General features: G+C 61.4%; 19 protein-coding genes. 16 read left to right on the top strand and 3 right to left on the bottom strand.

Annotated features, from left to right (window positions below; all coding sequences use genetic code 11):
* Positions 1-236 precede the first annotated feature (236 nt).
* The 7 genes from LB572_RS22745 to LB572_RS22775 all read left to right on the top strand — a co-directional run bounded on the left by LB572_RS22745 (position 237) and on the right by LB572_RS22775 (position 7844).
* Positions 237-542 (top strand): helix-turn-helix domain-containing protein, encoded by a 306-nt coding sequence (locus tag LB572_RS22745; protein WP_224669294.1) that lies wholly within the window; start codon positions 237-239, stop codon positions 540-542.
* Positions 539-2554, top strand: a complete 2016-nt coding sequence (hyfB, locus tag LB572_RS22750) for a hydrogenase 4 subunit B (protein ID WP_412033584.1) — start codon at positions 539-541, stop codon at positions 2552-2554. The genes LB572_RS22745 and hyfB overlap by 4 nt, the downstream gene beginning before the upstream one ends.
* A complete protein-coding gene (locus LB572_RS22755) occupies positions 2545-3501 on the top strand; it encodes a respiratory chain complex I subunit 1 family protein (RefSeq protein WP_224669295.1) in 957 nt (318 codons plus the stop codon). The genes hyfB and LB572_RS22755 overlap by 10 nt, the downstream gene beginning before the upstream one ends.
* Positions 3501-4163 (top strand): hydrogenase-4 component E, encoded by a 663-nt coding sequence (locus LB572_RS22760; RefSeq protein ID WP_112098328.1) that lies wholly within the window; start codon positions 3501-3503, stop codon positions 4161-4163. Before LB572_RS22755 ends, LB572_RS22760 begins: the two co-directional genes overlap by 1 nt.
* Positions 4160-5611, top strand: coding sequence for a hydrogenase 4 subunit F (locus LB572_RS22765; protein WP_224669296.1), 1452 nt, complete (start codon positions 4160-4162; stop codon positions 5609-5611). Before LB572_RS22760 ends, LB572_RS22765 begins: the two co-directional genes overlap by 4 nt.
* 19 nt (positions 5612-5630) lie before the next feature.
* Positions 5631-7151: an NADH-quinone oxidoreductase subunit C gene (locus tag LB572_RS22770; RefSeq protein WP_224669375.1), complete on the top strand. Its 1521-nt coding sequence runs from the start codon at positions 5631-5633 to the stop codon at positions 7149-7151.
* 123 nt (positions 7152-7274) lie between these two features.
* On the top strand, positions 7275-7844 hold the full coding sequence (locus LB572_RS22775) for an NADH-quinone oxidoreductase subunit B family protein (protein ID WP_140801497.1): 570 nt from the start codon (positions 7275-7277) through the stop codon (positions 7842-7844).
* Positions 7845-7881: 37 nt separating this feature from the next.
* Here LB572_RS22775 and LB572_RS22780 read toward each other — a convergent pair whose 3' ends face one another.
* On the bottom strand, positions 7882-8787 hold the full coding sequence (locus tag LB572_RS22780; protein WP_140801498.1) for a LysR substrate-binding domain-containing protein: 906 nt from the start codon (positions 8785-8787) through the stop codon (positions 7882-7884).
* A gap of 87 nt (positions 8788-8874) precedes the next feature.
* Between LB572_RS22780 and LB572_RS22785 the strand changes: the two genes are divergently transcribed.
* The gene (locus LB572_RS22785; protein ID WP_224669297.1) at positions 8875-10290 is read left to right on the top strand and encodes an FAD-binding oxidoreductase; all 1416 of its coding nucleotides are present in this window, start codon (positions 8875-8877) and stop codon (positions 10288-10290) included.
* A gap of 23 nt (positions 10291-10313) precedes the next feature.
* A complete protein-coding gene (locus LB572_RS22790; protein WP_224669298.1) occupies positions 10314-11492 on the top strand; it encodes a CynX/NimT family MFS transporter in 1179 nt (392 codons plus the stop codon).
* A 173-nt stretch (positions 11493-11665) separates the two neighbouring features.
* Here LB572_RS22790 and LB572_RS22795 read toward each other — a convergent pair whose 3' ends face one another.
* Positions 11666-12196 (bottom strand): dihydrofolate reductase family protein, encoded by a 531-nt coding sequence (locus LB572_RS22795; protein WP_224669299.1) that lies wholly within the window; start codon positions 12194-12196, stop codon positions 11666-11668.
* Positions 12197-12633: 437 nt separating this feature from the next.
* Here LB572_RS22795 and LB572_RS22800 point away from each other — a divergent pair, with 437 nt between their 5' ends.
* The 3 genes from LB572_RS22800 to LB572_RS22810 all read left to right on the top strand — a co-directional run bounded on the left by LB572_RS22800 (position 12634) and on the right by LB572_RS22810 (position 17343).
* Positions 12634-14016 (top strand): integrase arm-type DNA-binding domain-containing protein, encoded by a 1383-nt coding sequence (locus LB572_RS22800; RefSeq protein WP_224669300.1) that lies wholly within the window; start codon positions 12634-12636, stop codon positions 14014-14016.
* 181 nt (positions 14017-14197) lie between these two features.
* The gene (locus LB572_RS22805) at positions 14198-16288 is read left to right on the top strand and encodes an AAA family ATPase (protein WP_224669301.1); all 2091 of its coding nucleotides are present in this window, start codon (positions 14198-14200) and stop codon (positions 16286-16288) included.
* On the top strand, positions 16285-17343 hold the full coding sequence (locus LB572_RS22810) for a hypothetical protein (RefSeq protein ID WP_224669302.1): 1059 nt from the start codon (positions 16285-16287) through the stop codon (positions 17341-17343). Before LB572_RS22805 ends, LB572_RS22810 begins: the two co-directional genes overlap by 4 nt.
* A gap of 166 nt (positions 17344-17509) precedes the next feature.
* On the opposite strand, the gene LB572_RS22815 is transcribed toward LB572_RS22810, so the two are convergent.
* Positions 17510-18421 (bottom strand): WYL domain-containing protein, encoded by a 912-nt coding sequence (locus LB572_RS22815; RefSeq protein WP_224669303.1) that lies wholly within the window; start codon positions 18419-18421, stop codon positions 17510-17512.
* A 107-nt stretch (positions 18422-18528) separates the two neighbouring features.
* On the opposite strand from LB572_RS22815, the gene LB572_RS22820 reads away from it, so the two are divergent.
* The 4 genes from LB572_RS22820 to LB572_RS22835 are packed head-to-tail and all read left to right on the top strand — an operon-like array spanning position 18529 to position 22500.
* Positions 18529-19494: a CBASS oligonucleotide cyclase gene (locus LB572_RS22820; RefSeq protein WP_224669304.1), complete on the top strand. Its 966-nt coding sequence runs from the start codon at positions 18529-18531 to the stop codon at positions 19492-19494.
* A 6-nt stretch (positions 19495-19500) separates the two neighbouring features.
* Complete coding sequence (locus LB572_RS22825; protein WP_224669305.1) at positions 19501-20016, top strand: hypothetical protein; 516 nt, start codon at positions 19501-19503, stop codon at positions 20014-20016.
* Positions 20013-20951, top strand: a complete 939-nt coding sequence (locus LB572_RS22830) for an AAA family ATPase (protein WP_224669306.1) — start codon at positions 20013-20015, stop codon at positions 20949-20951. The genes LB572_RS22825 and LB572_RS22830 overlap by 4 nt, the downstream gene beginning before the upstream one ends.
* 25 nt (positions 20952-20976) lie before the next feature.
* Positions 20977-22500, top strand: a complete 1524-nt coding sequence (locus tag LB572_RS22835) for an SAVED domain-containing protein (protein ID WP_224669307.1) — start codon at positions 20977-20979, stop codon at positions 22498-22500.
* The last annotated feature ends 4 nt before the right edge of the window (positions 22501-22504 follow it).

Raw genomic sequence — 22504 nt, forward strand, 5'->3', positions numbered from 1 at the left:
TCACGGCATGGTTCCTCGGGTCTGCGCCGCGTCGCTTCGCTTCTTGCTCTGCCCTGGAATGACGAGGATGGGGCGGCTCGACCCTCGGCATAGCCATTCGCAATCGACCGTCAAAGATGATGGTCGCGGTACCATCAACATGCATGTTTGAAACATCAATCCTTGACGTTAAAACATTTTAATGTAGGCTACAGCACCGAGACCTCATATTTCAGAACTGACCAAGAGAGTCCTCGGTGATAACCGCACCGCAATTGCGCGCCGCCAGATCGCTGCTCGGCATCGATCAGCGCCGGCTTGCCGAATTGTCCGGCCTGTCGGTGCCGACGATCCAGCGCATGGAAGCCAGCGGCTCGATCATCCGGGGCAATGTCGATTCGCTGATGAAGCTGATCGCCGCGCTCGAGGTGGCCGGCATCGAGCTGATCGGCGAAGGCGCGGCCAGCCAGGGCGGCGGACGCGGCGTGCGGCTGAAGACCGGGTTCGATCCGGTCAGGGCGTCCGATGCCGGCGATGCCGAGCCTGGCGGGACCCTGCCGTGATCTCGACCGTGGCGCTTCTGCTGTGCGGTCCTGCCGCGTTTCTGGCAACAGCCGTCCTTGGCGCGGCCGTTAGCCGGCGCACCTTTGCGACGCGCCTGGTCTATGGCGCCGCGTTCGTCATTTCAGCCGTGCTGACCGCGATCGTTGCCGGCCATCTCGCCGGCAATTCCGGCGAGGCGTCCGCCACCTTGCCGCTCGGTCTGCCCTGGACCGGCGCGCGGTTCCGCCTCGACGGCCTGTCGGCGTTCTTCCTCCTCGTCGTCAATCTGGGCGGCGCCGTCACCAGCCTTTATGCGCTCGGTTACGGCCGGCATGAATCCGCGCCGCATCGGGTGCTGCCCTTCTATCCGGCGTTCCTCGCCGGCATGAACCTCGTCGCGCTGGCCAACGACGCCTTCAGCTTCCTGTTGTCCTGGGAGTTCATGTCGCTCGCCTCCTGGGCGTTGGTCATGGCGCACCACCGCGACGAGGCCAACCGGCGAGCCGGTTATATCTACCTGGTGATGGCGAGCTTCGGCACGCTGGCGCTGCTGCTTGCCTTCGGCCTGCTGGCGGGACCGGCGGGAACCTATGCGTTCGACGCGATGCGGACGGCGCATCCAGGCCCGCTCGCGGCCGGCGCGGTGCTCGTTCTCATGCTGCTCGGCGCCGGCTCCAAGGCCGGCCTCGTGCCGCTGCATGCCTGGCTGCCGCTTGCCCATCCGGCAGCGCCAAGCCACGTCTCGGCGCTGATGAGCGGCATCATGACCAAGGTCGCCATCTACGGCTTCATCCGCGTGGTGTTCGACCTGCTGGGCGAGCCGGCATGGTGGTCGGGCATAGCTGTGCTTCTCATCGGCGGCGTGACGGCGGTGCTCGGCATCCTGCACGCGCTGATGGAAAAGGACCTGAAGCGGCTGCTCGCCTATTCGACCATCGAGAATATCGGCGTCATCTTTGCCAGCCTCGGCCTTGCGCTGGCCTTCAAGGCGAACGCCATGCCCTCGGCCGCGGCGCTGGCCTTCACCGCGGCGCTGTTCCACGTGCTCAACCATTCCTTCTTCAAGAGCCTGCTGTTCTTCGGCGCCGGCGCGGTGCTGACGTCGACCGGCGAGCGCGACATGGAAAAGCTCGGCGGCCTCATCCATCGCCTGCCGGTAACCAGCTTCGTCTTCCTTATCGGCTGCGTCTCGATCTCGGCGCTGCCGCCTTTCAACGGCTTCGCCTCCGAATGGCTGGTCTTCCAGGCCATATTGCGCAGCCCCGAGCTGCCGCAATGGGGGCTGAAGGTCATCGTGCCCGCGGTCGGCGGCATGCTGGCGCTGTCGGCGGCGTTGGCCGCGGCCTGCTTCGTCAAGGCATTCGGCATCGCCTTCCTTGGCCGGGCGCGGTCGGCGGCGGTGGAGCGGGCGCATGAGGTCGACCGCTGGTCGCTGGCGGCGATGGCGGTTCTTGCCGCCTTCTGCCTGCTCGCCGGCATCCTGCCAGGCTTCGCCATCGACGCGCTGTCGCCGGTGTCGCTTTCGCTGATCGGCGACCGCATGCCGGTGCAGATGGCTGAGCCATGGCTGTCGATCGTGCCGATCGCCGAGAGCCGCAGCTCCTATAACGGCCTCCTGGTGTTCGCCTTCATCGCCATTTCGGCGTCGCTCACGGCTTTCTTCATCCACCGCTTCGCCTCGCATGCGCTGCGCCGGAGCATCGCATGGGGCTGCGGCTTCACTGATGCGGTGCCGGCCGCGCAATACACGGCGGTCAGCTTCGCACAGCCCATTCGCCGCGTCTTCGGCGGCTTCGCGTTCAGAGCCCGCGAGACGGTGGACATGCCGGCGCCGGGCTCCCTCGAGCCGGCGCGCCTCAAGGTGGACATGCATGACGTGGCCTGGGAGATATTCTACCAGCCGATCACCGGCGCGATCGATTTCGCCACCGAGCGGCTGAACCACCTGCAGTTCCTGACCATCCGCCGCTACCTGACGCTGGTCTTCCTCTACCTCGTCATCCTGCTCCTGGTGCTTGCGCTATGGCCGTGATCCTGGAGCTCGCCATTCAGGGCGCGCAGATGTTCTCGGTGCTGTTGCTGGCGCCGCTTCTGATCGGCTTCGTGCGCAAGGTGAAGGCTAGGCTGGTCAGGCGGCAGGGACCCTCGGTGATCCAGCCCTATCGCGATCTCGTCAGGCTGATGCGCAAGGAGGTCGTGCTGGCGGACAACGCGTCCTGGCTGTTCCGCGTGACGCCCTATTTGATCTTCGCCGCGACATGGGTGGCGGCGGCGCTCGTTCCGACCTTCGCCACCGGCCTCGAGTTCAGCTGGGCCGCCGACCTGATCGTCATCGTGGCGCTGCTCGGCAGCGCGCGCTTCTTCCAGGCGCTCGCCGGAATGGATGTCGGCACCAGCTTCGGCGGCATCGGCGCCAGCCGCGAGGTGATGATCGCCTCGCTGGCCGAACCCGCGATGCTGCTCATCGTCTTCAGCCTGGCGCTGGTGGCCGGCGCCACGCAGCTTTCGACGGTCGCCGCCTTCATGGGCTCGCCTGAGGTCGGATTGCGGGTGTCGCTCGGCATGTCGCTGATCGCGCTGGTGATGGTGGCGATCGCCGAGAACGCGCGCATACCGGTCGACAATCCCGCCACGCATCTGGAGCTCACCATGGTGCATGAGGCGATGATCCTGGAATATTCCGGCCGCCATCTGGCGATGATCGAGCTCGCCAGCTTCATCAAGCTGCTGCTCTACATGTCGCTGATCTCCTGCGTCTTCCTGCCCTGGGGGCTGGCGGGCGGCGGAACGGGGCCGCAATCGCTGGCCATCGGCGCGGCCACCTATCTCGGCAAGCTCGCCATGCTTGCCATCCTGCTTGCCGTGTTCGAGACGGCGGTCGCCAAGATGCGTGTCTTCCGCGTGCCGGACTTCCTCGGTGCCGCGCTGATGCTGGCGCTGCTCGGCACGCTTTTGCTGTTCGTCTCGCGGAGCCTGTGATGAACGGTCTCACCTTCGACATCGCCCATCTGCTCGCCGGCAGCCTGGTGCTGATCTCCTTCATGATGCTCTACCAGGACCGGCTGTTCGCGCTGATCAACGTCTTTGCGCTGCATGCTGTCGTGCTTGCGCTGTCAGTGGCGTGGCAGGCCTATATCCAGGACGCGCATCACCTCTACATCACCGCCGGCATCGCCCTGGTCTTCAAGGCGATCGTCATTCCCGTCGGGCTGCATCGCATCATCCAGCGGCTCGGCATCCACCGCGACATCGAGACTGCCGTCGGCATCGGCCCGACCATGCTTGCCGGCATCGGGCTGGTGACGCTCTCCATGGTGCTGATGCTGAGGGTGACGCCCGAGGCCGACCCGCTCGCGCGCGAGGACCTCGCCTTCGCGCTGTCGATCATCCTGCTCGGGCTGCTGGTGATGGTCACAAGGCGCAACGCCGTCAGCCAGGTCGTCGGCTTCATGTCGCTGGAGAACGGCCTGGTGCTGGCCGCCACCGGCGCCAAGGGCATGCCGCTGGTGGTCGAGATCAGCGTCGCCTTCTCGATCCTGATCGCCTTCATCGTCATCGGCGTCTTCCTGTTCCGCATCCGGGAGCGGTTCGATTCGGTCGATGTCGGCGCGCTCGACGACTACCGGGGAGAACGCCGGTGAGCGGGTTCTCCTTCGACGCCGTAGCCGCGATCCTTTTCATCCCGGCGGGCACCGCTGCCATTCTGGCGGCATTGCCGAACTACCGCATGACGGCCGTCGTGAACGTGATAGCCAGCCTGCTCACCTTGCTCGCCGCGCTGTCGCTGTTCGCAACCGACCGGCCGGCGCCGGGGCAGTATCTCATCATCGACGATCTCAACATCGTCTTCATCGTGCTCAACACATTCGTCGGTTTCACCACCAGCGTGTTCAGCGCCTCCTATATCGCGCATGAGCTGGAGACCGGGCGGCTGACCGCGCCGAACCTGCGATTCTACCACGCGATGTACCAGATCATGATGTTCGGCATGAACCTGGCCTTCGTGTCGAACAATATCGGCCTGATGTGGGTCGCGGTGGAGCTCGCCACGCTTTCCACCGTGCTGATGGTCGGCATCTACCGAACCCATGAAGCGCTGGAAGCGGCGTGGAAGTATTTCATCCTCGGCAGCGTCGGCATCGCGCTCGCGCTGTTCGGCACCATCCTCGTCTACATGGCCGCCCAGCCGGTCGTCGGGGAAGGCACCAACGCCATGGTCTGGTCGGTGCTGATTGAGAACGCGGCGCATTTCGATCCGGCGCTGCTCAGCGTCGCCTTCATCTTCCTGCTGCTCGGCTACGGCACCAAGGTCGGCCTTGCCCCGTTGCATGCCTGGCTGCCCGACGCGCATGCGGAGGGCCCGACGCCGATCTCGGCGGTGCTGTCGGGCCTGCTGCTCAACGTCGCGCTCTACGCCGTATTGCGTTTCAAGCTTTTGCTCGCGGCGAGCCCGCAGGCGATCGGCCCCGGACCGCTGATGGTCACGATGGGGCTGACCTCGCTGATCTTCGCGGCCTTCATGCTCTACCGCCGCCGCGACATCAAACGCCTGTTCGCCTATTCGTCGATCGAGCATATGGGCATCATCGTCTTCGCCTTCGGCATGGGCGGCCCGCTCGCCAACTTCGCCGGCCTGCTGCACATGGTCATGCACAGTCTGACCAAGTCGGCGATCTTCTTCGCCGTCGGCCATATCGCGCAGGTCAAGGGCACGCAGAAGATCTCCGAGATCAGAGGGCTGACCGAAAGCCATCCGGGGCTCGGCTGGGCGCTCGTCATCGGCGTCGTGGCCATCGCCGGCCTGCCGCCGCTCGGCATCTTCATGAGCGAGTTCCTGGTCGTCAGCTCGACCTTCGCCCGACATCCGTGGCTGGCGATCCCGCTGGTGTTCGGGCTGCTGATCGCCTTCGGCGCGCTGCTGCTGCGGCTGACGGGGCTTGCCTTCGGCGAGCCGCGCGGCGGCATGGCGCCGGTCGAGGCGTCCTACGTGCCGATGTACTCGCACCTCGCTTTGGTCTTCGCCGCCGGCATCTATCTGCCGGCGCCGCTGGTGGCGTGGTTCCAGCATGTCGCCGGGATATTGGGGTGAGCGCATGGTGAGGAAAAACATGCCCGCGCTCGCCGATCTCATCGAAGCCGGCCGCCGGATCGAGCATCAAATTCCCTGGCCGCGCGCCGTGGTGGCCCCCAAAACCTGGAACCTTGCCGTCGAGCAGCTCGCTTCCGGCCGCTGGAGCCTGCTCGGCCTGTGGGGGGAGCCGGACAAGGTGCATATGGCGCTTCTCGACGAAGCGCTGGACGTCGGCGTCATCAGCCTGGACTGCCGCGGCGGCCGCTACCCGTCGGTCGGCCAGCACCATGCGCCGGCTTTGCGATTGGAGCGCGCTGCCGCGGACCTGTTCGGGCTGGCGCCGCAGGGCCTGCCCGACACACGCCGCTGGCTCGACCACGGCCAGTGGGGTGTCTCGCATCCGCTGGCCGCGCAGTCCGGTGGACCGGCGGCCGCTGCTTCCTACCGATTCCTCGCGGCGGAAGGCGAAAGCCTGCACCAGATCGCGGTCGGGCCGGTGCATGCAGGCATCATCGAGCCAGGACATTTCCGTTTCACGGCCGGCGGCGAAACGGTGGTGCGGCTGGAAGAGCGGCTGGGCTATGTGCACAAGGGTATCGAGGGCCTGATGGCCGGCGCGCCGATCGAGCGCGCGGCCAAGCTGGCGGGCCGGACGTCCGGCGACAGCACGGCCGCTTATTCGCTGGTCTTTGCCCGCGCCGTCGAAGCCGCGCTCGGGATCGAGGTTCCCGCGCGTGCAATCTGGCTGCGGGCGCTGATGGCAGAGCTGGAGCGGCTCGCCAATCATCTCGGCGACATCGGCGCCATCTGCAACGACGCCGCCTTCGCGATCATGCACGCGCATTGCGGCGTGCTGCGCGAGCGCGTGCTGCGCGCCGCCGACGCCGCCTTCGGCCACCGCCTGATGCGCGACCGTATCCTGCCCGGCGGCACGGCAAACGATCTGGACGAGGCCGGGACCGGCGCGATCCGGTCGCTGGTCGCGGAGATCAGGCAGCGCTTCCCGCATCTGGTCGAGCTCTACGACAACACGGCCTCGCTGCAGGACCGCACGGTCGCGACCGGCCGGCTCAAGGTCGAGCTTGCCCGGCAATATGCCGCCGGCGGCTATGTCGGGCGGGCGTCGGGCCGCGATTTCGATGCGCGCCGCACCCCGGGCTACGCGCCCTATGACGAGCTCGCCTTCGATGTGCCGGTACTGCAGGAGGGCGACGTCAACGCGCGCGTCTGGATCCGCGTTCGGGAAGTCGAGCAGAGCCTGTCGCTGGTCGAGCAGATCCTCGGGAGGCTGCCGGGCGGACCGATCCGCGTCGATATCGCTGCGGACAATGTTGCGGATGGGCCGCGCGAGGCCATGGCGCTGGTCGAGGGTTTTCGCGGCGACATAATGGTCTGGCTGCGCATCGGCGGAGACGGCACGATCGAGCGCTGCCACATGCGCGACCCTTCATGGTTCCAGTGGCCGCTGCTGGAGGCGGCGATCGAAGGCAACATCGTCGCCGACTTCCCGATCTGCAACAAATCGTTCAACTGCTCCTATTCCGGCCATGATCTCTAGAGCAGTTCCAGGAAAAGTGCGCAGCGGTTTTCCGGCCGGAATTGCGCAAAAACAAAGAGTTGAAGCAGGTCGGCGGTTCTATCAGACGCTGAACTGCTCCAAGCCGGACCAAGGCACACCGTCATGCGAAAACTGCTCTTCGAAAGCCTGATCCGCCCGCCCTTGACCGAGCGCCCGCCGCAAGTCAGCGACGCGGCCGTCGACGAGCTGGCGAGGGCGCTCGACGGCGTTGCCCGCAAGCGGCTCGGCCGGAGCCTGTCGATCCGCGCCGTCGACGCCGGTTCCTGCAATGGCTGCGAGCTCGAGATGCACGCGCTCAACAACGCCTTCTACGATATCGAGCGCTTCGGCTTCCGCTTCGTCGCCTCGCCGCGCCATGCCGATGTGCTTCTGGTCACCGGACCGGTCACCAAGAACATGCGCGAGGCGCTGAAGCGGGTCTGGGACGCGACGCCCAACCCGAAATGGGTGGTCGCGCTCGGCGGCTGCGCCAAGGACGGCGGCTGCTTCGCCGGCAGCTACGCGGTCGTCGGCGGCGTGTCGGACGTGATGCCGGTCGACCTGCACATTCCGGGATGCCCGCCGCCGCCGATCGAGATCCTCAAGGGATTGATCGCGCTGCTCGACGGCGCGAACGGCAAGGCGGGCGCCCTTCAGCCGCCGCGGCGCGAGACTTCCGGACAATCGAATTGACCGCGACCCGGTGAATCCGGCTCGCAGGTCGGCAATCTCACAGGACGGTTCTCATCCAGGCCAGGAAGGTCTCCATCACCCCGGATCGCGGATTGTGCTGCATCCACACGACATAGAAGCTATAGCCCGGCAAGGATAAGGGATGGGCCTTGACGAGCGAGCCGCTTTCCAGTTCGCGGCCGACGACGACGTCGCTCAGGATAGCGATGCCTTGCCCGGCGACAACCGCGTCGATTGCATGCAGCTCCTCGCGGAAGCTCAAATCCCAGGCCTTGTCGGAGATCAGGTCGGGATCGATTGATCGGGCCGTCGCCAACCATCGGCGCCAGGTCGGCGCGTCCGGGTCCCGATTCATCCAGTCGAAATGGATCAACGGATAGCGCAACAGATCGGCGGCCCGCTCGATCGCCCGCCCATCGCTTGCCAACAATCGTGGGCTGCATATGGGAAAAAAGGAATCGCGGCACAGCTCTTGCCCCGCAAATCCCAGAGGCGGGCGCCGCGTGTAGCGGACCGCCACATCCGCGACGCCAGCGCGCAGATCGAGGACCGCGTCCGTGCCGATGATCTCCAGCGGCACGGCCGGGTTGGCCTCTCGCCATTTCGATAAGCGCGGCACCAGCCACCGGCTGGCGAAAGCGTTCGGGCTTGTGACCCGCATTGGCGCCTGGACATCGGGCTCGGCGACCGCGGCAAGGGAGCCGGCGAGAATATCAAAGCCGTTACGCAGGATGGGAAAAAGTCGCGCTCCGGCGCTTGTCAGCGCAAGCGGGCGCGGCCGGCGCTGGAACAGCTTGCGGCCGCATATCTCTTCCAGCAAGCGGATTTGGTGGCTGATCGCTGTCGGCGTCACGCCGAGCTCCACCGCCGCGGCCTTGAAGCTGCCATGCCGGGCGGCGGCCTCGAAGGCGTGCAAAGCACGGAGCGGCGGCAAGTTTCTCATGCCGGCAATGTAGATGAATTTTGCTCACCCAGTCGCTAAGAATTTCGCTTTTGCGGAAGGTCGGGTTCCTGTGAGACCTTAGCATTGTTGGAACCGAGGGAGACAACGATGGAGATTCCTCAACAGGCCGACACGCGGTTGGACCGATCTCATTCTGCGGGCACCGCGATCGAACAGCTGCGGCAGAGCTTGCAAGGCGAACTGGTATTGCCAACGGATGCCGGCTACGATCAGGCGCGCAGAGTCTGGAACGGGGCGATCGACAAACGCCCTGCCGCAATCATCTTTTGCGCCAATCCCGATGACGTCGTCCAAGCGGTGACCTATGCCCGGTCGCAAGGCTGTCTCGTGGCGGTTCGCAGCGGCGGTCATAACGTCGCCGGTCTGTCGGTCTGCGACGATGGACTGGTGATCGATCTATCCCGCATGAAGAAGATCGCGATCGACCCCGAGCGCCGCATTGCCAAAGCCGAAGCCGGCCTCAATCTCGGCGAGTTCGACGCAGCCACACAGGCCTACGGTCTCGCGACGACCATGGGCGTCAACGGCGACACCGGCATTGCCGGCCTGACACTCGGCGGCGGCTTCGGCAAGCTCGGGCGCAAGCATGGTCTCAGCTGCGATAATCTGATCGCTGCTGAAATCGTCACCGCCGACGGACGGCTGTTGCGGACAAGCGCCGGCGAGCACCCTGACCTGTTCTGGGCATTGCGCGGCGGCGGCGGCAATTTCGGCATCGTGACGGCATTCGAATACCGGCTGCACCCGCTCGGCCCGGACCTTCTCGTGGGCTCGGTGCTTCACGCCTGGGATCAGGCGCAGGAGGCCATGCGGTTCTACGACAAATTCTCCCGCGACGCCCCGGACGAGGTGAGCGTCGATGCCGCGCTCGTCACGCTGCCCTCGGGCGAGCGCACCTTCAGCATTTCCGCCTGCTATGCCGGGCCGCCCGAAACCGGCGAGGCCGTCGTCGCGCCGCTGATGAAATTCGGATCTCCCATCGATAGCCGGCTCCAAGCCATCCCCTACGTCCAGATTCAATCGGCGGGCGACAGCCTCTTTCCACGCGGGCGACGCTATTACTGGAAGGCGCAGTTCCTGCGCGGGATCAGCGATGGCGCGATCGAGGCGCTGCTTGACGCTTACGCCAAGGCCCCCAATCGCTCGTCCCTGCTGGTCTTCCAGCAAGTCGGCGGCGCGATCGCCCGCGTACCCGCGTCGGCATCGCCCTACGCTAACCGCGATGCGGCGCTCGACTGCTTCCCGATCGCCATCTGGGACGATCCGGCCGATGATGCGGCCAATATCGGTTGGGCGCGCGAGCTTTGGAATGCTGTCAGACCGTTCTCAACCGGCGGCGTTTATGCCAACAATCTTGGCGACGAAGGCGACGAGCGCGTGCGTGATGCCTATGGCGCCAATTATGCGCGCCTCGCCGCCATCAAGAAGCAGTACGATCCGACCAATTTCTTCCGGCTGAACCAAAATATCAGGCCTGGATAATTCGAAAGTCCGTAGGAGGACCCGTGCGCGGCCGCTGGACGATCCTTGCCGTCCTCTTCGTCGCTCGCACCGCGATGGCGGTGCAATTCCAGAGCATCGCGGCCATCGCGCCGGAGCTTGGGAAGGCATTGAACGCCGACCTTGCCGACATAGGCGTGCTCATAGGCCTCTATTTCGCGCCGGGCATCGCGCTGGCGTTCCCGGGCGGTGCGATCGGACGGCGTTTTGGCGACAAGGCAACCGTGCTTGCCGGATTGTTCATGATGCTGGCGGGCGAGGCACTGCTTTGCAGCTCGAGTTCATGGAGCGTGCAGATCGCAGGCCGGCTGATCGCCGGCACAGGCGGCGTGCTGTTGAACGTACTTATGACCAAAATGATGGTCGACTGGTTCGCGGGCCGGCAGATCGCTACGGCGATGGCGATCTTCATCAACTCATGGCCGCTGGGCATTGCCCTGACTCTCGTCGCGCTGCCGCTGATCCAGGCCGGGTTCGGAATTGCGAGCACGCAGATCGCGGTCATGGCGCTTATCGGCGCAGCCCTGGCGCTGGTGGGGTTTTGCTACCGGCCGCCGGGCCACTCCGTCGCCCCGGCTTCGGCGCAAGCCGCGCGGCTCGGGCCGCCTGCCGTCTGGGCCGTGCTGCTGGCAGGCGCGATATGGGCCTTGTACAATGTCGGCTTCGCCATGATCTTCAGTTTCGCGCCGTCGATGCTGGTCGAGCGCGGCTGGTCGACGGCCGCGGCCGGCTCAGAGGTCAGCATCGTGCTGTGGCTCACGGCCCTTTCGGTTCCGCTCGGAGGCTACCTCGCGGACCGCGCGGGAAGCCGCAATGCGCTGCTTGTCGCAAGCAGCCTCGCTTTCGCTGCACTGATTGCTCTGTTGTGGCGCGGCTCGCCGGTGCCGCCCACATTGGTTGCGCTCGGCCTCGTCTGCGGGCTCCCGGCCGGATCGATCATGAGCCTGCCGGCGCGGGTGCTGGCGCCGGCGACACGGGCGCTGGGAATGGGACTCTTCTACATGGTTTACTACGCCACGATGCTGATCGCGCCTTGGCTCGGCGGCAGGCTTGCGCTTTGGACTGGCAGCGCAGGTGCGGCCCTCGGCCTCGGCTCTGCAGCTCTCATGGCCTGTCCGATCCTTTTGTGGGGGTTCGAACGCTGGCTGCTCGTGCAAGCCCGAACGGCACCGCAGGCGATCTGAGACCCGGCGGCGACCTGTCTAAGCTCGTCGTGCTGCACGATGTCGAGCGCTGGAAGGATCATCCGGTCGTCAAGGAGATCGGGGGCTTCAAGATCGTCCGACTCACCTGACCATTTCTGAGCGGACGTTCGAACACTGAATGGCGCGCCCGAAGACGGGCGGGCATCGCGAGATCAGGCGGGAACGTAGGACAACCGGATCACATCCTCGCCGATCCGGTCATGCGCCATCAGGCGCAGCGGCGGCCGGGGTCCGGCGAAATAGGGCTTGCCGTGACCAAGCACCACCGGGTGCAGGTAGATCCGATACTCATCGATCAAGCCTAATTCGGTGAGACTTCGCGCCAGGTCCGGGCCGGCGACTTCGATCTCGCCGTCGCGTCCGGCCTTCAGCTTGCGGATCGCGCCCTCGAGATCGCCCTCGACAAGCGTGGCGTTGGGGCCGACCGATTGCAACGAACGCGAGACGACCCATTTCGGCTGGCGCCGCCACGCCGCCGCGTAGGCAAGCCGCTCGGAATCCCATTCAGGATGATCGTCGTCCCAATAGCGCATGATCTCGTACATGCGACGGCCGTAGATGCTGCCGGCCTGCCTCCGCGCGTCCTCGATGAAGTGGCGGAAGAGTGTGGGGCTCGGCCCAAACGCCATGTGATCGACGTAACCGTCCAGCGACTGGTTCATTCCGAACACGAGCTTGGCCATTGCCTGTTCCTCACATGGCGTTCGCACAATCTGATTGCGTTATGCAATCGGTTCAGGTTAGATCGACCGATTTTATTTTGCAATTGGTTTTTGGAGTGCGGATGAACACCCCGTCCGCTCCCGCCAAGCGGATCATCCGGTCGAAAAACCTTTGGGGTGTCGACCTCGTGGATGCGGCGCGAATGGACGGTTTCGAGATTTTGGCGCGCCCGAAGAGATTCGAACTCCTGACCCCCAGATTCGTAGTTTAGTTTTGCGAACTGCCGCGAGTATCCAATCTTTCGCCATGGTTGTAATGTATCTTCCACTTCAGCTATTTGCGCATGACTGACGGGTTTGGCGTAGACACGACGGTAGATCCTGTGCGAATCTAAAACCGGCTGAAACGCCGGCTGAATTTTCTGGCCGACGTCCACTAGACTTGCCGGAGCCGCGCTATGGTCGACATCCGTATCCTTATCAACGACCGGGCAGTCAGCGACCTCAAGGCGCCGAGCTCGGGACAGTATCGCGCCCGCGACACCCAGCTTAAGGGGTTCCACGTCATCGTCGGCAGACGAAGCAAGACATTCGCCGTTCAAGGAGACCTGCGAAAGGATGGCAAGCGAGTTGCATCGATCTCGGTACGGATCGGCGAAGGCGAGACCATGTCGACACGCGAGGCTCGAGCAATAGCGAAGACATATCTCGCGCAGATTTCCAAGGGGCAACACCCGGATCCGAAACCTGCCTTGCCGACGGAGCAACTAGGCAGCGCTAGTGGGCCTCGGGAAGGACCGCCGGTACAGTCCGATCAACAGACAGATGCATCCCCCAAAGGTGTCACCTTGGGCCTCGCGTGGGAGCGCTATCGCGATGCGCACCTGATCCGAAAGGGTCGAAGCAACGGTACGATCGAGGGCTATCGCGACCACGTTGAACGACTCTTCAAGCAATGGCGAGATACGCCGCTGCAGGACCTGGCCGAAGATCCGGCCAAAGTCATCACCAGACACGATGAAATTACCAAGGACCACGGCCCCTACATCGCTAACGGGAGCATGCGGACCTTGCGCGCAGTCTACAATCATGCGCGCAGGGCCCATCGTTATCTCCCCGCCGATAACCCGGCAAGCATCGTAGATTGGAATTCAGAAAAACGACGCAACACAGCCATGGGGCTCGACGATCTGTCCTCTTGGTTTCATCAGGTTGCTGTGTTGCAGAACCCCATCAGGCGAGAATTCCATCTCTTTTCTCTGCTTTCCGGGTGCCGTCCAACGGCGCTCATGGAGGCACAGCCACAGCATCTGGATATGCGCCGACGCACATTGCACATCCCGCAACCCAAGGGTGGTGCGGACCGAGCCTTCGACATTCCATTGTCGCGCCAGATGATCCTTTGTCTTGTGCGCACGATCCGCTTCGCCCATCATTTCTATCCCTCTAAAGCCAAGAACTGGCTCTTCACGGCGGACAGTGACAGCGGCCATCTGGCCGAGCAGAAGGAAGACCGGGACGTTCTTTCTAAGTGGGGCAATGACTTACGCCAGACGTTTAGAACACTGGCGACCCCTGCGGGCGTTTCCGAGTTCGACGCACGTCTGTTAATGAATCACGCCATCCCCGGCGTGAATGCGGGATATATATCGCGACACAAGCTGCTTGAAGATCACCTCCGCGCGCAACAGCAAGCCATCAGCGACAAGATATTCAGCGCTTTGCGGAACATGGCCACTAGGGACGCAAAAATTCGCTCTTGGCTTGGCCCACGTGCGACGCTTGCAGCAATAAACGCCGGGAGGCGGGAAGACAGCAGCGCCCCACGCAACGCCGCATAGGAAAGAAGAAATTCCCTCCGAAGGCGAGTGGTCTACCGCGCCGTTCAGCTTGCACACTTGGCAATGCAAGCGCTAGAGGCGCCAGTTACCCCGGTGTTCTTACCTCGAGCCATTGTGGGCAGCCGTTACCGGGGCCTTGCACGTTTTCACCATCAACCAATTCGCGAACAATGACAGCGAAGTGGACGAAGTCGATGCTATGATCCGTGGCCAGCCTGGAAAGGCTACAGCGATGATGGCTAGGCCTTCTACCACCACTCGAAGTACCGAACGAGACGCTGTAGGAGATTTAAATTCAAGTTGCCATTTTCCACCAGCACGTGCAAGGATGGCTAAGTGTGGGGGTATAATGCTAACAGAGTGGTCTATCGGCAACTTTAAATCATTTAGCGGCAACACTACGTTGCCGTTGGCCCCGATAACAATCCTTGCGGGCTCCAATAGCAGTGGTAAAAGCTCCATAATCCAGAGTATTTTACTGATCAAACAGACGCTACAATATGCGCCTGTAACACGGCCAATAGGGCTTAATGGCCCTTTGTTGAAGCTAGGGCGCTTTGACGACATAAAGAACACAACTAACCCGTCGCCCGATATTTCTATAGGATGGGTTCTGGATGAACTGCAATCGTATCGCTTTTCACCTGGCGGTATTCCCAGTCGTTACATGTATTATCCGGGGGCGGATAATCCGCTTCGAGCGACATATTCGCTGAGCTTCGGTGTAAACAAGTCGGTGGCCAAGCGGGGTAATCGCGACAATCCTGGTGCAGAACTGTTACAATTGCAACCGACATTGACGGCGCTGTCTTTGAAAGTTGATATTGACGAAGAAAAAGGCCCTCGGAGCGCGTCAGTCAATCTTGCTAAAAAGAACTTAAATTCTACTGATGCCGACACTTCGTTGGACAAATATGATCTACATTTTCCATATACCGCAAAGCGAATAGATCCACTGACTAGAGATAGCATCACCGGTCGACGGCCAGAAAATTCTTTGATTGGGGCGGATCTCCGACACTTCTTTCCATTTCGCTTTGGATTTTACTACAATCAGCGAAAATACTTCTCTCAAAAAGTCTCCGAATACCTCGTTACGCCAAATGCCAATTTGCGTTTTGTAGAGCCGGAGATAACCGAATACGTACTCCCATCGGAGGTGATCAGCCTACTTGTAGATCATGTCGGGGAGTTTAAGCCAATCGACGGTGATGCCACCCGGTTTGTGCCCAGGGCCCCCAGACTCTCAGACGCCATGGCCGGTTGGAAATCCCGTAGGTGGACAGCCAAAGAGTTTGCTCGCAGTCTCGACGATCTCTTTCGGCACAGCTCTCGTGCGCGTCAGGCGTTGCGCCACTCACTAATTGAGCGGCAGGAAGATGTGCAACACCTTATATTCGAACTAGGGAGCAATCTCTCCGAGAAGGGTTTCCAATCAGGTGTGTCTCACGATTTTTCTGCCGCAGCAGAGCACATCCAAAACTTTTTCCAGACTGGCATTTACTATCTCGGCCCGTTGCGCGATGAGCCTCGCCCCATTTATCCGCTCGAGGCTTTGATCAATCCCAAAGATGTAGGGTATCGAGGCGAACATACAGCGGCGGTCCTGGATCTTCACCGAGAGACTCTTGTTGAGTGCTTCAAAAGTTCCGACGCCAGCATGTTGATAGGGGCGAAAAAGGCGAAGCTACCTCTTCAACAAGCCGTACAGGATTGGCTTTCTTACCTGGGCGTCGCCGAGGCAGTCAGTACGACCGATCTTGGAAAAATAGGACATCAGCTTCAAGTCAGTGTCGATCAGAATGGCAAGTCTCATGATTTGACGAACGTCGGCGTGGGCGTTAGCCAGCTCTTGCCTATCGTGGTGATGTCATTATTGGCCAACACTCCGAGTCTCCTTGTGTTTGAACAACCAGAACTTCATCTCCATCCAAAAGTTCAAGCTAGGTTGGCTGATTTTTTCTTTTCGTTGAGTCTCCTGGGTAAACAATGTCTGCTGGAAACTCATAGTGAATATTTGGTCGAGCGATTCAGGCTACGAATAGCTCAGGCGCCAGGCGAGGCCCTGAATGAAAAGGTGAAAATCTATTTTACCCAGAAGATCGAAGGCAAGACGGTGTGCTCCGAGGTTCGCCTTTCGAAATATGGAGCAGTTCTCGATTGGCCAGACGATTTCTTTGACCAATCGGAGAGTGAGACAGAGGCAATCCTTAGAGCTGCACAAAAGAAAAAGAATAGCGAGAAGACTGCATCGACTCGGGATGAAGCATGAGGCCGGCGGCTTTTTTAGATGTATCAATGTTTGCCGTTCCCAGCGCAATTGACACGGTCGACGGACTCCACAAAATATTCGATCGCTTGGAGGTTTGGGCGGAAAAGTGCGGGCGTCAAAATTGTATAAACATTGTGGTTAGCGACGATGCGGTTGAGGTTCTGGAGGCTGCCAATAGCTTCCCCGCAATACACAACATCCAGGCGCTTTTAGAGTTGCATCATTTGAACGAAGTTTTTTCAGCAAGAGACATCAATAAGCGTATTTTTAAAATACTCAGCAGGGCTGGATCGCTGCGAGAAGTAATTGGCGTTCAGATAGATACCTGCGACGCGCAGTGTGCCGCCGCAGAGATTCTGAAGGGCACATCTCAGGTGTTACTAGATAGCACACACAAGTTAACGTGCGCTATAGGCGTCTTGGTTCAGGGAGATCCTGCTATTGGAGAAATCCTGGCAATAGTTCCGGGCTTTAACATCGAAGAAGAGTCGATGGGCGTCTTTGCTTCGGATATTAGAGCTACAATGTCAGACGGCACGACAAGGACCGTCACCGATTGCGAGATTAGCGTTCCGGTCACCGAGTCACCAATTAGCTTCATTAACTCCTTGGCGCCGGCGGCGCTCTGGAGAATGGCATCAGATGGATCTGAGCTCGCGCTGCCCATTGCGTTGAGAGCGGCCCAGAAGCTTGAGGTAGTCGTCGATCATCTCCCACTTAGCTACGGCCGCAAGTTTGGAATTGGCGAGAATTTCTATGCATCACTCGCCGCCAACCAGGCGGCCGGTACGCACAAACATGCCGGGGCAACGCTGGATCGCTGCTCGACTGTCGTTGCGGACAATACTCTTTTGTTCGAACGGGATTTCCAGAAGAAGAGACCGATCGACAAAGCAGGCTCTAGGCGTGTCCACGTCACAAAGAAAGGCGCAGGCCTACGCTTGATGTTTTGGGAGGAACAGACCGGGCGAATAGAATTTGCAAACATCGGAGTTAAGCATGAGGAGGCCATACTCAACGGCAGCCCCAGTAGAGCATTCCAGGCGATATTCTGACCAGCCCTACCCTAAACTTTTGTTGTCCTTGCAGGTGCGGTGAATCCGGCTCGCACCAGCATGAGGTGCAATCGAGGACGGCAAACCGACGCACGCCGTGAGCAGATCCTTCACTGGTTTTGGCATAGGGACCGAGCCGGTACCTCGAGTTCCAGTGTCGTCCTGACTATGAAGAAAGCGCGCTGGCGCTGCCGACATCGTAAAACTCCGCACGCTTCTGCGCCGCCATAACATATTCCTTGTTGAGCAAGACGATATGCTGGGCGCGCGGCTTCTCCTGCTCCGGGTGGCGAAGCAAGCCGAGTCTTTTTAAGACGTAAAACAACATGGCCAAGCGAATGGACAGGACGGCTTTGCCATCCTGCATGCCGTAGTCTTTCGCGACGACGGTCTTCTGGCTTGCCGTTAGTTGCGGATGGGGCGTGATTTCCACTGCAACGCGCTCATGCCAGAGCGCGTCCTCGTGGCTTTTGGCTCCGCTCGGCCCGGGGGAACGAATGTCAAGAATGCGCGGTAGCAGGAAGTCTTTGAACTTTTCGTCGATATGGCAATAGGCCCGGGCGTGCCAACGAAAACCGTCATACCCGAAGGCATGGGGCGACATCCGCCGCCATACCGGCTCGGTCCGAATGTCGCTCATGGACTGGTACAATACCTCTATCGATTTTCCATCGCGCATGGCGTCGAGAACAGCCCGCAACGCAACAGGTTCTACCTCTCGATGCGGGGTAAGGGCGATATCCGTATCGGCGCGATAGCCGATCCATGATTCCGCCGGCTTCGCCAACCCCTCCGCCAGCGAGCGCAACCGCGATAGATAACCATCAGAATCGGGCTGCAAAAATCTCGGTTTGAAATTAGGCGACGCGACATAGCGCTTGCCGCTCTTGTCGTAATCCACGTTTCCCTGTGCCCGCTCCTGATAGAGCGTCAAGTCCTTGGATGCCTGCGGCACCGATACCCCGAACATGTCTACGATGTCCTTGCGGCGGACGCCGCCCTCCCAGAACAGACGGAATTCTATGAACTCCAGCCGCTGTTCGACCCCCCACCGGATGCCGGTCACTTCATCATTCATCGCAAGCCTCATAAATGGGGATAGAAACTATATTGACAGCTAAACACGACCCATATAGTAACCTACCCCGTGAACCGAGAATCGTCAATCGAGAGGAGTGGGGTAGCATGAGCCGCGACCACGTAAATCACGCGGACCTGGTTCGTTTTGCCGACGAACGGGTGAATTTGAAGCGCGACGACGCTGCGGATTTACGCGCGCAGGCCAACCGGTTGCGCGATCGTTTGGAGACGTATCTGGCAGACCACCCCGACTTCGCGCTGCGCAAGATGCTGCTATCGGGAAGCCTCGCCAAGGGAACGGCGCTGAAGTCGATCAGCGATATCGACGTGGGCTGCTACGTGTCTTCGGACTCGGCCCCGGACAAAATTTCCGACCTCATCGACTGGCTCGCGAAAAAGCTCGAGACGGCGTTCCCGAATTTCAAGCCCGAGCAAATCAAACGCAAGACGTATTCGGTCGGGGTGAACTTCATCACCACCGGCAACGAAGTCGACATCGTCCCCATTCTCTATGCAGGCGATCCGCAGTGGCGCGGCGACCTTGTCTCTCAAGACACCGGCGAAAGGCTGATGACGAGCGTGCCGATGCACCTCGAATTCATCCGCAAGCGCAAGTCTGCAAACGACAAGCATTTCGCGCAGGTCGTAAGGTTCATGAAGTTCTGGAGCCAATTGCTCAAGCAGCAGGACGAAAATTTCCGCTTCAAGTCCTTCATGATCGAACTGATCGTAGCCTATCTCGCCGATCGCGGCCTGGCGCTGAACGACTATCCGTCGGCGCTGGGGAAGGTCTTCGCCTTCATAGCCAATGACGATTTCGAAACGGCCATCGCCTTTGCCGATTATTACAACCCGGCGACCTGTGCAGCTTCGAGCGCGCCTGTCCGGATCTGGGACCCCGTCAACAACAAGAACAACGTCAGCGCCCTCTACACTCAGCAGAACAAGGACAAGATCGTTCAAGGCGCCCTTGATGCAGGTGACGCGATCGACTCGGCGCTGCGCGCGATCACCAAGGGCGAGACCGTTCGCTATTGGCAGAAGATTTTTGGTCCGACTTTCAATGTGTGAGGCGCTATGAGCTCGTACTCCATCACCGATACCGAAGCCTTCACGATCGCGCACGCTCGGCGTATCGCCTCGAAGGTTGCCACCGATCTTCTGCGGTTCCAGTCGCTGTACAACGGCGTACCGTCGACAGCTTTGATCGACGACTACGAGAAGGAGATCGTCGAGTATCTCCGCCACGACGTCGTTGAGTCTGTGACGTACGGCTTCAAGCGCGACGGCAAGTGGACCGAAGCGGCGGTGCGCTACCGCGCGCTCGCGAACGGCATCCTCGTCTCGGACGATGATCCTGGAAAGATCAGGCCGCGCCTTGACGTTGCCGGCGCTACTTTCACGTCCTTTCTCGTTTACAACAGCAACTGGTCGAACAAGACGGCCGTTGAACGCCAGGCGATTGAAAACGCCTGCCCCTTCCAGCGCTCGTCGGGCACCGAACCGCCGCTCGAATCCGGCTACTGGACCGATGATCTCAACTACATCGCCGGCGGCCGTGGCCTCGGCCGCAGCACAGTGATGAAGATATGAGCGACGCCATTTCAATTGACGACCTCTTTGATCGCCGGCTCGATTTTCCCGATATGGGCGCTGCGCGACGGCTGGCCCGGCTTGTGGGCATAGATGAAGCGAAGACGCGCCTCGCCAAGGTTCTCGGCGTTTTGGTCAATCCGGCTGGCCCGCGCGAGTGGGCGGAGAAGCATCACAAAGGCGCGTCGGCCGCGCTCGACTACCTAGAGCGGCGCCCGCCGCTGGTAATCCTGGCAGGCGACGTCGGCACTGGAAAAACCGCCCTGTCTGAAACCGTCGGTGACGCTGTCGCCCGGCAGGAGAAGATTGGCGTCACGCTCTACCCCTTGTCCCTCGCGACGCGGGGCAGCGGCAAGGTCGGCGAAATGACCAAGCTGCTGTCAGCAGCATTCGATGCGACGCTCCTTGCCGCAGAAAAACTAAAGCGTTCATCAGGGAAGGCATCGGGCGGCATCATCTTCCTGGTCGATGAGGCCGATGCCGTGACGCAGAGCCGCGAAAGCGCCCAGATGCATCACGAGGACCGAGCGGGCGTCAATGCGTTCATCCGCGGCGTCGACCGGCTTGCCGAGAAGCAATTGCCGGTGGCCGTCCTTCTCTGCACCAACCGTTTGTCCGCAATCGACCCGGCCGTGCAGCGGCGCGCCGCCGAGATTTTCGACTTCGACAGGCCTGGCGACAAACAGCGGCGCGCCGTGATCGAAGACCCTCTCACCGAGCTGGGTTTCAACAAGGCGCAGATCGATCAGGTCGTGAAGTTGACCGGCGGCGATAAGGACGCGGTCGGTTACACGTTCTCCGACCTCACGCAGCGCTTGCTGCCGACGCTTATCCTAGACGCTTATCCCGACCGGCCTGTCCGGTTCGAACGCGCCATGGAGATCATTCAGGCCATGAAGGCCACGCCGCGCTTCCGTGACGGCAAGGCGACATGAGCGCAGCTTATACGGAGGACTGCCCGTGACCCAAGCAGTTATCGTCGCCCGCGATGGAGCAGCCTATCAAGCCCGTCTTTTCTGGCAAAAGGCGGCGCTGCTTCTCGATCCCCATGGCCCTGTCGTAAAGGTCGGCTTTGAAAGCGGCGCGAACGGTTTTGACGACATGTGGGTCGAGTATGATCCGGCTCTTGTCGATCAAGAGGGTCACCCGCTGCGCCGGGAACATGTCCAGTGTAAATGGCATGTCAGCCCCGACAGCTATGGTCATGCCAGTCTGGTTGATCCGGCATTTCTCGGCGCGACGGCGCGGTCTCATTTGCAGCGCGCCATCAAGGCGCAGCGCGACCACGCACCTGATGGAATGGGCACGCGCTTCCGGCTCGCTAGCAACTGGCGCATTGATCGTGCCGACCCTTTGCGCGCGCTCGTCAACGAGCGTTCGCACACGCTTCGTGTAGGCATGCTTTTCGGAACCGCAACCGACAACAGCACCATGGGCCGCGTGCGCAGGCTTTGGCGAGATCACCTCGGTGTCACGGACGACGAGTTGCGCATCCTCGCGCGAACCCTCGCTTTTTCGGAAACGTCAGAATCGCTTGATGGGTTGCGCGAACTTCTAGACCTGCATTTCCGGGCAGTAGGACTGAAACGCAGCCCCCCGAACGAGAGTGCGTTCATCTATGATGAGGTGGTCTATCAATGGGCGGCGCAGGGCCGGCTGGAATTCACGCGCGCCAACTTCCGCGGCCACTGCGAAAAAGAGAGCCTGATCGGCGAGCCCGGCGAGGGTCGCCCCCGGGTCTACGGCGTCAAGTCTTTCGAGCATGCGACCGACCGCCTTGAAGATCGCTGCTCAAAGGTGCTCAACCTTGTGCCGGGTTTTGCCGACCGCCAGATACGGCAGGAATCGGACTGGCAGGGGACGCTGTATCCAGCGTTGAAGAACTTCCTTCTTGAAGCCGCGCGCGAGAGCGAACGGATCAGGCTCGTCCTCGACGCGCACCTCACGCTTTCATTTGCGGCAGGTTCGGTCCTCAACATCAAATCGGGGCGTCTTATCGAGCTGGAGCAGCGCACGACGGGCCGTGCCGTGTGGTCGCCCGATGACCTGCCTCACGATGCCGCCTGGCCGGACTGGACCTTCAGTGAGCATGACGGCAAGCCGGAGGGAGACGGGATAGTCGTCACGGTGAGTCTCACTCATGACGTAGCGGCGGCGGTGTCCAGATATGCGGCCGCGTCGCTGCCCGCAGAACGCGCCACGCTTGACGCGCGGATCGCGACGGCACCGGGTGCTCGCGCCGTCACCTGCGGCCGTCATGCCTTCGAGCTCGCAGAGTCTCTGGTCGCCAAGATCAAGTCTCTCCGTGACACTTCGCCGGGACAAAAGATTCATTTATTCATGGCTGTACCCGGGGCCTTTTCATTCTTCCTCGGCCAACGCGCGAGTGCCATCGGGCCGCTTACGCTCTATGAGTTTGATTTCGATGGTGCCAACGGGGGCAGCTACGAAGCGTCGCTGTCCTTGCCAGTCAGTGGGGCTTAGCAGA

This window comes from Mesorhizobium sp. BH1-1-5 (assembly GCF_020165615.1).
In the GTDB taxonomy this organism is placed as follows: domain Bacteria; phylum Pseudomonadota; class Alphaproteobacteria; order Rhizobiales; family Rhizobiaceae; genus Mesorhizobium.